Source organism: Noviherbaspirillum saxi, from assembly GCF_003591035.1.
GTDB classification, from domain to species: Bacteria; Pseudomonadota; Gammaproteobacteria; order Burkholderiales; family Burkholderiaceae_D; genus Noviherbaspirillum; species Noviherbaspirillum saxi.
Genome location: NZ_QYUO01000003.1, coordinates 302,405 through 314,693, shown reverse-complemented (window position 1 = coordinate 314,693; position 12,289 = coordinate 302,405). Strand labels below are relative to the sequence as shown.

The 12,289-nt window shown below is 55.6% G+C and carries 9 protein-coding genes and 2 pseudogenes; 3 read left to right on the top strand and 8 right to left on the bottom strand.

The annotated features are described in order from the left end of the window. Positions 1-198: 198 nt before the first annotated feature. Positions 199-1,143, top strand: coding sequence for a helix-turn-helix domain-containing protein (locus D3871_RS31445; protein ID WP_158598045.1), 945 nt, complete (start codon positions 199-201; stop codon positions 1,141-1,143). Positions 1,144-1,365: 222 nt separating this feature from the next. Here D3871_RS31445 and D3871_RS24655 read toward each other — a convergent pair whose 3' ends face one another. Beyond that, positions 1,366-2,520, bottom strand: a complete 1,155-nt coding sequence (locus D3871_RS24655) for an iron-containing alcohol dehydrogenase (RefSeq protein ID WP_119771767.1) — start codon at positions 2,518-2,520, stop codon at positions 1,366-1,368. A gap of 17 nt (positions 2,521-2,537) precedes the next feature. Then, complete coding sequence (locus D3871_RS24650) at positions 2,538-3,986, bottom strand: NAD-dependent succinate-semialdehyde dehydrogenase (RefSeq protein WP_119771766.1); 1,449 nt, start codon at positions 3,984-3,986, stop codon at positions 2,538-2,540. Between the two features lie 371 nt (positions 3,987-4,357). Here D3871_RS24650 and D3871_RS24645 point away from each other — a divergent pair. Further along, positions 4,358-4,621: pseudogene (locus D3871_RS24645) on the top strand (SDR family oxidoreductase); the annotation flags it as partial. 168 nt (positions 4,622-4,789) lie between these two features. Here D3871_RS24645 and D3871_RS24640 read toward each other — a convergent pair. Together D3871_RS24640 and D3871_RS30575 are read right to left on the bottom strand one after the other, a co-directional pair. After that, the gene (locus tag D3871_RS24640) at positions 4,790-6,247 is read right to left on the bottom strand and encodes an alpha/beta hydrolase (RefSeq protein ID WP_158598044.1); all 1,458 of its coding nucleotides are present in this window, start codon (positions 6,245-6,247) and stop codon (positions 4,790-4,792) included. 141 nt (positions 6,248-6,388) lie between these two features. Further along, a pseudogene (locus tag D3871_RS30575) lies at positions 6,389-6,520 on the bottom strand (integrase); the annotation flags it as partial. A 181-nt stretch (positions 6,521-6,701) separates the two neighbouring features. On the opposite strand from D3871_RS30575, the gene D3871_RS24635 reads away from it, so the two are divergent. Beyond that, a complete protein-coding gene (locus D3871_RS24635; protein ID WP_119771763.1) occupies positions 6,702-8,441 on the top strand; it encodes a serine hydrolase in 1,740 nt (579 codons plus the stop codon). A gap of 607 nt (positions 8,442-9,048) precedes the next feature. Here D3871_RS24635 and D3871_RS24630 read toward each other — a convergent pair. The 4 genes from D3871_RS24630 to D3871_RS24615 form a co-directional block, all read right to left on the bottom strand. Next, positions 9,049-9,447 (bottom strand): Ig domain-containing protein, encoded by a 399-nt coding sequence (locus tag D3871_RS24630; RefSeq protein WP_119771762.1) that lies wholly within the window; start codon positions 9,445-9,447, stop codon positions 9,049-9,051. Between the two features lie 434 nt (positions 9,448-9,881). Continuing rightward, positions 9,882-10,073: a lipase secretion chaperone gene (locus D3871_RS24625; protein ID WP_119771761.1), complete on the bottom strand. Its 192-nt coding sequence runs from the start codon at positions 10,071-10,073 to the stop codon at positions 9,882-9,884. 136 nt (positions 10,074-10,209) lie between these two features. Then, entirely contained in the window at positions 10,210-10,926 is a 717-nt protein-coding gene (locus tag D3871_RS24620) for a lipase secretion chaperone (RefSeq protein WP_119771760.1), read from the bottom strand. A 349-nt stretch (positions 10,927-11,275) separates the two neighbouring features. Further along, entirely contained in the window at positions 11,276-12,217 is a 942-nt protein-coding gene (locus D3871_RS24615; RefSeq protein ID WP_119771759.1) for a hypothetical protein, read from the bottom strand. Positions 12,218-12,289: the final 72 nt, after the last annotated feature.

The window sequence follows — 12,289 nt, the reverse complement described above, 5'->3', positions numbered from 1 at the left end:
TTTCAGTTCTCAATGGACGATGCAACGAGCATAGGGCAGGGGACGCAAAACCCTTTATCAGAAATTGGCAAGCCGTTCGGTGTAAGAGTGGACGCGGTGTGCACTTGGCACAAGATTGTGTAGACTCCCGCGTATAGACCCTCAATCCGTCTTTGCATGGACGCAAGTACTGCGGCGAGTCCCAAACGAGATGCAGAAATGAAAACTTACTATTCAGTGCAGTGTTTTTCTGATGCGAATGAGCACGGAAGAAGTGTCGTCAATCTCACTCAGGATTATTTTCAAATCGACAAGGGTCGTTTCCAAAGCACCCTGCAGCAAATCGATCTCGACGGTATCCATGCCTTCCACGAGCGCACCAATTGCGACATCGTCCAGTGCGGCGGTGTTTTACCGAGTGCCGTCGTGTTGGCATGGACCGTTCCTGCGCATTCTTTGGACGCAAGCGACCGAAACAACGGCAGCCACGTGCATTCCGGATTCAAGCGCGGCGGAGGGGATTGGATGTACCGCGTGGCTGGCGGCATGGAGGTGTCTGGCATCACCATGTCGGCTGCGGAATTCGATCGGCTTGTTGAACCTTTAGGATTCGCAACAAAGCGAAACGCCAGCCGGCACATTAAGTTCATGCACGACAGTCATGCATTTTCTGTACTGCGTTTGGGCATTGATGAATTGAAAAATCATGTCGAGCACCTCGACCGCGAGCAGGTGCGCGCCATGCTGCGCAAGCAGTTGCTCGATGCGATCTTCTGCGCCCTGCAGGAAGCGGAAGTGGCTGGGCGTCCCAATCTGACGCGCCAGACTTACAACGATATCGTGAAACGTAGCCAGGACCTGGTACTGGGCAATCCTGAAGATCCGCCCTCGGTACTCGATCTATGTACGGAACTTCGCGTGTGCCGGCGCACGCTGCAAACGAGTTTCACGCACATCATGGGCATGTCGCCTTCTTCCTATCTGCGCAAGATACGCCTGGGCAGCGTGAGGCGCCTTTTACGCTCGATCCCCGCTTCTCAAATGACAATCAGCGAAGCAGCGGCACGTTGGGGCTTCTTCCATCTGGGAAGTTTCTCGAACGACTACCGGCAGTTTTTCGGCGAATTGCCGTCTCAAACTTTGCGCTTCGGTGCCGGACATTAGTACTACTGCGTCATAAGTCCATCGCTGTCAGGCTCCTTCCCCCTTGCAGGGGCGCCCGGCGTAGGGGGAAGGTTGGGATGGGGCGGCCCGCGCAGGGGTAGGGTGCTCGAGATATCACTGCAATAACTCAACCGTACTACCCCCACCCTACGCCGGGCGCCCCTAGCCCTCCCCCTGCATGGGGGAGGGAACCTTACGACGAAATTTTGTGACGCAGTAGTATTAGTACGCGGCCAGATAAATGGCGAGGGCATCCACTTCGCTTACCTCGCGGGGATTATTGACCAGGAGGCGCGTTTGAAGCATCGCATCGGAGGCCAAGCGTGGCAGGTCCGCGTCGCTGATGCCGACCTCGCGCAACTTGCGCTCGATACCCGTCGCGGCCGCGAGTCCTTCGAGGGCTTGAATCAGTGCATGGCAGCGCGCTTCATCGCTACCGCTGCAATTGGGCACCACGATCTCTGCCAGCTCACTATAAAGCGCGCTTGCGGCCGGCGCATTGAAGCGCAGCACGTGGGGCAGTACCAGCGAATTCGACAATCCATGCGGAACATGAAAGATGCCGCCGATCGGATAGGCGAGCGCGTGCACTGCGGCGACCGGCGCATTGGCAAATGCCTGGCCCGCAAGCATCGCACCCAGCAGCATCGCTTCGCGTGCCTTGCGGTCGCTGCCATTTCGGAAGACTGGCAGCAGATTGGTGGAGAGCAATCGAAGAGCTTCGCGCGCCAGCATGTCCGATAGCGGATTCTTCTTGTGCCTGGAGGTATAGGCCTCGATCGCATGCACGATCGCATCGATTCCGGTGGCTGCGGTCACATGCGGCGGCAAGCCAACGGTCAGTTCGGCATCGAGCACCGTCAGGTCCGCGTACAGCATGGGCGACACGACGCCCGCCTTGGTGGTTGCGCCAGTGGTGACAATCGAAATCGGCGTGACTTCGGAGCCGGTACCTGCGGTGGTCGGTACCTGCACGAGGGGAAGTCGAGGGCCGGTGATGTTGCCGACACCATACATCGTTTGTAGTGACTGGTTTGATCCGAGAAGCGCGGCGATCAATTTCGCCACGTCCATCGACGAGCCGCCGCCGAAGCCGACGATGAGTTCCGCACCGGATGCAAGCGCACGTTCGGCCGCAGCCAGCACGACCTCTTCCGGAGGATCGGCAACCACATCGTCGATGATGGTCACCTTCCAACCGGTTCCATGCAGGCTCGCGAGCGCCGGCGCAAGCAGCCCGCTGTCCCGCAAGAATCGGTCGGTGATCAGGCACAAGCGCTCCTGTGCAAAACGTTCGCGCAGAATGACGCCGAAACGGCGCATAGCACCATATTCGGCGATGATCGAGGGGACGGTGCTGAATTCGAATGCGGTCATGATGCTCTACCTCCGAATCATAACTGCGTGCAGATATATTTGAGTTCGAGATACTCGTCTATGCCATAGCGTGAGCCCTCACGTCCGAAGCCGGAATGCTTGATGCCGCCGAAGGGTGCGACCTCATTGGAGATCAGGCCGGTATTGAGGCCGACCATGCCGCACTCCAGAGCCTCGGCGATACGCCAGGATCGGCTGATGTCGCGGGTGTACAAGTATGCAGCGAGGCCGAACTCGGTATCGTTGGCTTGCGTAATGGCATCGGCTTCGTCATGGAAGCGGAAGACCGGCGCAACCGGACCGAAGATTTCTTCGCGGGCGACGCGCATGTGCGCGCTTGCATTGGCGAGCACAGTCGGTTGATAGAAGGTTCCGCCGAGCGCGTGCGGTTTGCCGCCGGTTACCACGCGTGCGCCGAGCGCTGTAGCGTCAGCAATCAGCTCTTCCACTTTGGCTACCGCGGCTTCGTCGATCAACGGTCCTTGCACAGTCTGCGGATCGAGGCCGTTGCCAACTTGAAGTTTGCTGACGCGTGCCGCGAGTGCGTCCACAAAGGCGTCGTAAATTCCGTCTTGTACCAGGATGCGGTTGGCGCACACGCAGGTCTGACCGCTGTTGCGATATTTAGCGGCGACAGCGCCTTCGACCGCATTGTGCAGGTCGGCGTCGTCGAAGACGATGAAGGGTGCATTGCCACCAAGCTCCAGCGACAAACGCTTGATGGTCGGCGCCGATTGCTCCATGAGTGTGCGGCCAATCTCGGTCGAGCCGGTGAAGGACAGTTTGCGAACGACGGGACTCGCAGTCAGCTCGCCGCCGATCATGCGGGCGTTTCCGGTAAGTACCTGGATCACGCCATGCGGAACGCCGGCACGCTCTGCGAGCGCTGCCAATGCCAACGCGGACAACGGCGTCTGAGAAGCAGGCTTGACGATGATGGAGCAACCGGCAGCAAGTGCGGGTGCTACTTTGCGCGTGATCATCGCGGCCGGGAAGTTCCATGGCGTGATCGCGGCGCACACGCCGACAGGCTGCTTCAGCACGATAATGCGCTTATCCGCCTGTGGATGATGTGAGACGTCGCCGGTAATGCGCTTGGCTTCCTCAGCGAACCATTCGACGAAAGATGCCGCGTACTGGATTTCGCCACGCGATTCCGCCAGCGGCTTGCCTTGTTCATGTGTCATCAGAATTGCAAGGTCTTCCAGATTGGCGATGATCGCGTCATACCAGGCGCGAAGTATATTGGCGCGCTCCTTGCCAGATTTACTCTGCCATTTCCGCTGCGCGGTCTCCGCCGCTGCAATCGCGCGCCGGGTTTCGGCAACACCGAGCGATGCCACATTGGCCAGCACCTCGCCGGTCGCCGGATCGGTCACCGGGAAAGTGGCCCCGTCATCTGCCGCTACCCATGCGCCATCAATAAATGCACGATTCTTTAGCAAACCAGAATCTGCCAGTTTCATTACGGTTTTCATTTGATTGTCCCTGCATTTCTTTTCATTCCAGATGCAAAGACTAGTCTGCGAGGACGCTACCACGCCCCCCTCCAAAAGCGAGGGTGCGGAGTGCCTCCAGCGACGCTGGCCGGTGACGCGCTTCGCTTCAGACCTCCTCGTCCGCAAGGGGAGGTGAAGAGGGGGATAGGTTGTCGTACCTTGGCAATCGTACAAAGCAACGATTGGGAATTGCATGAGGAGGTATCCGGTTTTGCGCCACATGATGGGGAAAGCCGTTTTGTCGTCTTCTCGTGCAGCGGCCAGCGATCGGTTTTCCATCGATACAGACGCGTTTGAAAAAGGTTCACGCCGCCCCGGAAAAGACAACCGACTTATTCAATTTCACCCGTACGCTGGTGGGGGAGTGGGGTCGTTACGGCATCACGGTGAACGCGCTGGCGCCAGGCTTCTTCCCGTGCAAGATGACCAAGGACACGCTGGAAAAAATGGGCGAGGACGATATCGCCCGGCGCACGCCGCTGCAGCGCATCGGCGATGACGAGGACTTGAAAGGTGCGGCATTGCTGTTTGCATCGTATGCCGACAAACACGTGACTGGTCAGGTCTTGGCAATCGATGGCGGCATTTCGGCAGTGAACTGACGTGTATAAGTTGGGACTATATCAATCAGGTGTGTCAGATGTCCCGTGACCCGAACCGGCCGCTGGCTCTTTCCGTGAGCGGACGGTCGGCGACTCATGCGGCGAGAAAAACTAGAACCGCCCGAATTCGTTGGCTGGCTGCCGCTATGTCCATGGCAAACCTTACGTTCAATCCAGAACAGCAAAATCAAGCAATTTCACGCTCCTAGTGCAACTGATGTCCAGCTGGTCCACCGTTTGCGCCTCAAGAAACGCCTGTTGGACCGATGTAAGACACCCTCCTCCAACAATATGGCCACCTGGTACCACGATGTGTAGGGAATTGGGCAGAATTTTTCGAACTTCCTCTCCCCATTCGGTCGGTGTGACCGGGTCTTGGATGCCGGATAGGATGAGTGCGGGAACAGGTAATGCAACGGTGTGTGTGTAGCTATCAGGCAGCGTTGTTTTCGGCCAGACGGAGCACACTTTCATCTGCCGGCGAATTCGATAATCGCCGAGAGCAGTATTGGCTGTGGCCGATTCAACCTCATCATCTGCAATGCGGCTAACGTCTTCAGAACAGGTAACCGCCAACAGCATTCCCCATGGGAACTTGGCTCTTGAACGGTTTCTCTTCATGATGATTTCGGCTAACAGTGCGAAGTTGCCTTGATACGCATCGTTGATGAGTTTTGGGATCAAGGGTATTTGATCGTAATGATACGAACTCATTCTGAGCGCTTCGACAAAAGTAGGTTTGGTGATCAGGACATTTTCCGGTTCGCCGGATACCGGGTGCCTTACGATGGTTCCGGCAGCAGCCTGATTCAGGCGCGCCAGCACTTGCTGAAATTTCTGGTTAAGGTTTGGAAAGGCTTTGTTGCAGGCAGTATCCTGAGCGCACGCTGCGAAGATCGCATCTATACTCTGTTGTGCACTTCTTGCGTGGGGAAGAGGGTTCCTGAAATTGACCGGCACAGTGCCGTTTAGAATGAGCGTTCTTACCCTTTCAGGATAAGCCTGTGCGTATTGAAGCGCGACCCGCGTACCGTACGACCATCCCAATAAATTGACCTGCCTGTATTGAAGCGCCTCACGCACTTCATCGAGATCCTGGATTGCCTGTATGGTTGTGTAGTACCGTACGTCGGCCCGATCTGCCAGCGCGTCCCTGCATCGGGAAAACGTCGAAACCTCGAACACATCTTCGAAATAGGACTGAAGATTGCGATCAGAGTCGGGCAAATCGCAGATAAGTGGGTTGGACCCACGAGTCCCTCGTTGATCGATAAGAACGATGTCACGTTGGCTGCCCAAAGGGGACCGATTAGCGAATCGTGCGAGGTCTGTTGCTGCCTGTCCAGGTCCGCCAGTGATAAGAAACACCGGATCGGGTGCCGGATTAGGGGACTTCGCCGGCACTACAACGACCTTCAATTCGATCCGGCGACCTTTTTCCGATCGGTTTTCGAAGACGGAATGGTGGCCACATAAGGTAGGATCCTTGAAACCGGGCAGTCGACATTCCTGCAACCAGGAGGGACGCGCGCCATTCGCAAGTGAAGGCGTTGCTATCCCTACCAAGGCATAAAGACTGCCAACGATCCAACATACTTTCCTAACGATGTCGGCCGTCCGTTTCATTAAACATAATCCTCGCATGATCCAGGATCCTAGGTCAAAGCGAGGTATGCTGCTTCGAGGCGGTTATTAAATCAATATCATATATATGGGAGGTGCTGACCCGGTCAGCGCCCATCGCCCTGAGCACCTACCGGCAGTGCATCAGACCTCGATCCCTTCGATGACTTCAAGCGCATCATCAACTTCGATGCCAAGGTATCTCACCGTACTCTCCAGCTTCGTGCGACTCAGCAGAAGCTGGACCGCACGCAGATTCTTGGTTTTCCTGTAGATGAAGTACGTACCATTCTGTCCTTCCAAGAGCGCCATAAATCTGCACGCCCGCATCAACTTACCATTTTGTTATTTTTTTGTTAAACTCGCCGCCCCGCCTTTCATCTGTACCGGGCCGGCCCTTAGTCTTCGGCAATTGTCGGTTCAAACCTAAAACCGCTAAACGACTTGGAAGAACAAAATGGATACCGATAAGTTTGACCGCTACGTTAAAAGCACAATGGATTCGTGGCATTGTCCTGGCGCATCCATTTGTATCATTAGAGAAGATGAGGTGATTTATCAGCGGGCATTCGGCTTGCGCGATACAGAAAAAAGACTGCCTTTGACTGAAGAGACACGCTTCCCTCTCGGCTCTGTAACGAAGTCGATAACTGCCATGAGCGCGGCCTTGCTTGTGGACGATGGATTGCTTGACTGGGACAAACCGGTGCTCCACTACATGCCGGAATTTATCCTGGATGATGCGTACGCGACCCGCCATGTCACGGTGCGCGACATGTTAAGTCATCGCACCGGCCTTCCCCGGTATGATTTTGCCTCCTGGAGGTTGAATTTGCCGGTTAGCGAATTCATCAAGCGCATGCGCTTTCTGAAGCCTAGTGCGACATTTCGCGAGAAAGCGCAATACACCAATATCATGTACTACGCAGCGGGTTATCTCATTGAGAAGATCGCAGGTCAGCGTTGGGACGAGTTCATTGCTGAACGTATCTTTTCACCGTTGGGCATGACAGCGTCGAATTTCGGTCCGGCCTTCAGTGGCACCGACGTTCCGCTGGCCAAAGGGCATCGTATCGAGCGCGATGATGAAGGCAAATTCAACCGATGGACACAGTTACCATTTAACAGATACACGGAACTGTCTCCCGGAGCAGCTGGCGCGCTGTATTCCACGTTAACCGACATGATCAAGTGGTTGAAAGTACACCTCGGTGACGGCAAATTCGGGGACGTTCGGCTCGTCTCCAAGGCAAATCTCAAGCAGATGCATATGCCGCAAATGATGATCCCTACCAATGACATGGGATATGCAATGTCCGGCCTGACGATGTCTGCTTATGGTTTAGGATGGATGATCCGCCCATATCCATATGCGGCGGGGACGATGATTTCCCATGACGGCACTATTGAAGGTCACTGTGCAATTGTTGGTTTTGTTCCAGAGTCGAAAATTGGCGTTATTGTTCTAACGAACGCTTACGCACCTCAGATCCCCCACATTCTGCTCAGAGAGGCAATGGATCGAGCTCGCGGGTTGCCAAGCCAGGACTGGTCGGCCAGGTTTCATCAGACATATGCCCCCATTTTCGCGGCAGCTGGAAAAGGAAATCTGGTTTCCATCGAAGCAAGTCAAGGATCGACGCCAATGTCTCATCCACTTGAGGCGTACACTGGCACGTATACCTCTCCTGGATATCCGGATTTCGCCGTCAAGCTGGAAAACGGCAAGCTATATGGTTGTACCGTCGGGAGCATGCCTTGGTCTGAGCTGAATCACCAAGTGCTGAACACCTTTGAATGGATCGCCTCCGATTGGAGCGAAAGAATCAAAACAAGATTTGTCATTGATGATAACGACGAAGTCGGATCGGTATCTCTGGCATTAGCAGAAGGTGTCCCCGACATCGTTTTTACCCGCAAGCCGATTATGCTCAGTCCCGAGACCACATCAGCAATCTCCGGCGCGTATGACGGCGACGTTGAAGGATTGGTATTCTCAATTAGCGGCAAGGACGGAAAAATCTATTGGCAGCAGATGAATGAGCCGGCAATTGAAGCCAGACCGTGCAAATTCGATGGATCAGATCTGGAGCTACGGGTTAGCCAATCGCGTGTTTTGCTGATTCAGACAGACAGAAAATTTACGCATCTCGTGCTTCAAACCCCAAAAGCAGTCTACAAGGCAACTAAGCGGTGACGGGCGCACCACTAAAAAAGAACAAAAATGTCTCTTTTTGAGAATTGTTTCGACTGTCCGCTTTTCGCCCTGAGTCACTTGTCAAGGGATTGTGTGGCTTACTTGGCCACCGCGATCAACGGCGAGCCGTGGCGTTTCAATGTATCCAGGTAAGTCGCTTCATTGTATGGCTGTCTTGTTTTCCAGACTTTGTAAAGAATTCGGATCCACTTGGACGGTAACGCACGAACAGCAACCCCCATGCGCAGCGCCCTTATTTCGTTGCTGCCGATAGAACGCTCCAGCCCAGATCGATTGGGTGATCGTGGACCCGGCCGAAAAACGAGCACTCCATGGTCAGCTGGCCGCCAGCGGACCTAAATTCACCGTCGATGACACATTCGAAATCGCAGAACAAAACGAACGCCTAAACGGAATGAAGACTTGCGCGGCTGAATGCACCGGAGTGGCTGGGCGTCCGTAACCCTGCCTTGTTTGATGCCCCATTCGAATACGCCACAATGGAAAGAATCGCTCAATCAAGAGGAATCGGCATTTTTGGCATACCAATCGACTCTGTCCCTCGCGGGAAATAGCTTTAAGTGAGAACCGCCACTGCTGTGTACATTCATCTGACAAAGAAAACTGCACTGGTGGTAACCGAGCCAGTAAAACAATCTGCGGACACGCGGACAGTGTAGGAGAAGCTACCTGGAAATCCGGCGACTCTTCCGGATATTCGCCCCGTGGTCGGATTGAGCGAAAGACCGCTGGGGAGTGTGCCGCCGATAAGGTCGAATCGCAGTATCGCGCCATCCAAGCCATCGCCTGCCGTTACATCAATCGACGGCGCAACATTGACATTCGCCCCGACAGGAGCCGAATCATTCGGGTAGGAAACCTTTACGACGGGGAGAGGTGGGTGTGTCTGGCATGCAGCCGGCGCCGCATCGTCGCTTCCGCCACAGCTTGGCAGAGCGATTGCTGCGAGCACGACAAACAGTGCGATGCATATTTTGCTTGCCATGGCATGTCTCCTGAAATACCCGCTTCTCAGATGAGGTGTTCAGACCACTCTACTGTTTCAACGCCATACAACGGTGCAGCAGATCAAGAAATTGACACCGGTCCTGAATATGTTCGGAACGAGATCTATAGATAAAGCTTACTATTGACTATCGAATACGCCAGCCCGGCGACGCGAAGCGGTCCTCGCCCCGACTGCATCCAGTGTCGCACGAGAGAATACAAGTGCAATATTTTTCTGGTTGGCAGGCCAGACTGGGATTACTGCAACTGCCCCCATGCTGAAGAATGTCGATGCTCAACGTATAACTTCGATGTTATCCATCTTCCAGCTCTTGTCGAAATACGCTTCTGCTGGCGCATAGAGGCGGAGGAAGGCAAACCAGTGGCGGCCCGGATCACCTTCGCGCACGCTTTTCATCTTGAAATATGTTCTTATTCGTAGACCGGCACACGCAATTGCTCCTGCGGGCTAAAACGCAATTGGCGCAATTGCTGGATGACAGCCTGGCGATCCGCTTCCGTGCCGCCGGCATTAAGCAACTTGCTGCGTTCGGCCAGGTAAGTGGCGATGCGTGCCTTCCATTGCACGCACGAAGGCGAACATGTCGGGCTCCGCTCTTGCATTCGTATTCACCTCATCACTCTGCCAAAGGCGCGTTGCGCCGAAAAAAACGGCGGCGCAAATTGCCGCCGCCAAAGACCAACCAAGAGATTTCGTTATTTTCATTCGGGCCTCTTGTCAGTTACAGCCCAAGGTTCTTCAAGGCGTATGCGCATCGTCTGCAAGATTTTGCCACCGCACTTTGCTGCTGGCTTCCACCTGAGCATCTTCGTCAGGCGCCGCTTCCCCGGTTTTCTGCAAGTCCGCCTCCAGCGCCGCGATCTTTTCCGCCTTTTGCTCGTTGCTCAAGGCGGGATCCTGATAGAGTTCCAGCTTCGCCAAGGCATGCGGCCCCAAGGGGTCATATGGACCAAACAAGCCTTGCACTTCCTGGGTGCTGAGAAACCGGGCCCGCCTATACCGCATCGCTTCCGCCTGCGCATGCAGGGTTGCAATCGTGCCGTCTGCCGGTAGCGCTTCCTTATCCGCGTCTTCCAGCGCGCGCTGGTAATCCAGGTAGCGCCCCAACAGGCGCTTGGCTTCAGCGGCCGGGCCGGGTTGCAGGCGCTGCTCGATTTCGCGTTCCGCTTCGGCCCGCACCTCATTCAAGCTCTTTTCTCCTTGCTCCGCCAGGAAATGGTCGAACAGTTGTCGCAAATCAGTATTGACCACCAGCGCCTGGACTTCGACCGTCCTGGCTGCGTCCGGCTTGGGCCGAGCCTCGAGTTGCATGCCATCCATCGGGCGCACGAAGGCAAATAGGTTCTCTTCCACCACCACCTTGGCGGCGGGCGCCTCGTCTTCGTGCGCGAACCACGCCACGCCAACAAAGATGGCGGCCATGCCACCTGCTACATGCGCTGTCTTGAGTTTCATGTCAGCCTCTTGTCGGCTATCGATCTCGATTTACAATCGGTTGCCATTCTTTTTTCTGTCCTGAAAAATCCTGCAACAGATTCAGGCTGGTGTAATGCCGCCCGAGAAATCATGAGCTTCCCGGGCGAAGGATGCTTATCAAAGCAGGAAGACTTATTCCAACTGTACGCCCATGTTAATCGCTGGCGTAGGACCGTACCGCCGACTCGGCTTTGATCCGGATACTTCGGGTTGAGTATGTCCGCTACGCCCATGGCGTTCCTCGTTCGGGACACGAGCATTGAGATCATTGCGCAAGGGTGGGAAATGGGCAATGTCCCCATTTCCCACCGGTGCAATGCGGCCGCGATCAGGGAGTCACGAGCGTCTTCGCCCAGTCCTTGACGGCGCAGCGGCTCCACGGGTCTGAGCACTGACCATGCTTGTTCCAGAATCCGAAATCGGTCGTATGCATATACCCAGGGACGACGTACCAAGACACGTTGGCCGTGTTGTTGGGATGCGAGGTCGCTACAGAGCATGCGCTGCCATAACCCACACCTGTCGCGTGCTTCAATTGCTGGGCGTTGCCGGCCGCATAATTCCCGGGGCAGTAGCCTGGACCGAAAACCGCGTCTTGCTGACCATTCGTGGCTCGGATGTTCACGAGAGCCGTATTCGTGTAGTGGAGCTCCGTGAGGTGCACGGAAAAGAGCCCCGTGTCCCCCGTTCCGCTGAGCCAAGCGCCGCGCACTTGAGAATGAAAGTTGCGAGAAAGGTGCGCCATCAAGGATCCCTGGCTGAGCCCAGACGCGAAGATACCCTTGGAGACATCGACCACAGCCAGCGCATCGAGTTTATTGATGGCGGAGTTCGGGTTCGCGGCATCAAAGATGCATCTGGCCTTTTGCACCAACTCCGACCCAGAGACGTCGGTGTCGTTGTCGTACTGGATTGACGCTGCAACGAAGCCCGCGTCCGCCATGTACTGCAGGTACTCGTGGGTCGCGGCGTCATTATAGATCCCCAATGTGCCGTGGGTCCATGTGACCAGCGGGAAGGGTGCTGTGCCTGTAGACGGTGCGTAGTAGACGATCTGCCGCGAGGTGTTGCAGGAGTCCCCCGAAGTTCGGCCGCTGTATGTGGTGGTGAACGGCCCGTTGGCGGCGTCGGCCGACGGCGCGTAGAGAGCGCCTGTAGTGGAAAGCGCAACCGCAGCGACTAGCGCGAAGGCATGCCGCGCGCCGCTTCGGCGAAGCGCCAGCCGAGGCGACGGGGTCGTTGGCTGAAAGAAGTGAGTAATTTTTCTCATAAGTCCCTCCATTGGAAGTTGGTTTGTTTTATTGAAGTTCCAGCGTTAATGGCGTAATGACTTTACATAGGC

Coding starts and splice junctions, on each gene's coding strand:
- D3871_RS31445 (WP_158598045.1), top strand. CDS start 199: ATGAAAACTTACTATTCAGTGCAGTGTTTTTCTGATGCGAATGAGCAC.
- D3871_RS24655 (WP_119771767.1), bottom strand. CDS start 2,520: ATGACCGCATTCGAATTCAGCACCGTCCCCTCGATCATCGCCGAATAT.
- D3871_RS24650 (WP_119771766.1), bottom strand. CDS start 3,986: ATGAAACTGGCAGATTCTGGTTTGCTAAAGAATCGTGCATTTATTGAT.
- D3871_RS24640 (WP_158598044.1), bottom strand. CDS start 6,247: ATGAAACGGACGGCCGACATCGTTAGGAAAGTATGTTGGATCGTTGGC.
- D3871_RS24635 (WP_119771763.1), top strand. CDS start 6,702: ATGGATACCGATAAGTTTGACCGCTACGTTAAAAGCACAATGGATTCG.
- D3871_RS24630 (WP_119771762.1), bottom strand. CDS start 9,447: ATGGCAAGCAAAATATGCATCGCACTGTTTGTCGTGCTCGCAGCAATC.
- D3871_RS24625 (WP_119771761.1), bottom strand. CDS start 10,073: ATGCAAGAGCGGAGCCCGACATGTTCGCCTTCGTGCGTGCAATGGAAG.
- D3871_RS24620 (WP_119771760.1), bottom strand. CDS start 10,926: ATGAAACTCAAGACAGCGCATGTAGCAGGTGGCATGGCCGCCATCTTT.
- D3871_RS24615 (WP_119771759.1), bottom strand. CDS start 12,217: ATGAGAAAAATTACTCACTTCTTTCAGCCAACGACCCCGTCGCCTCGG.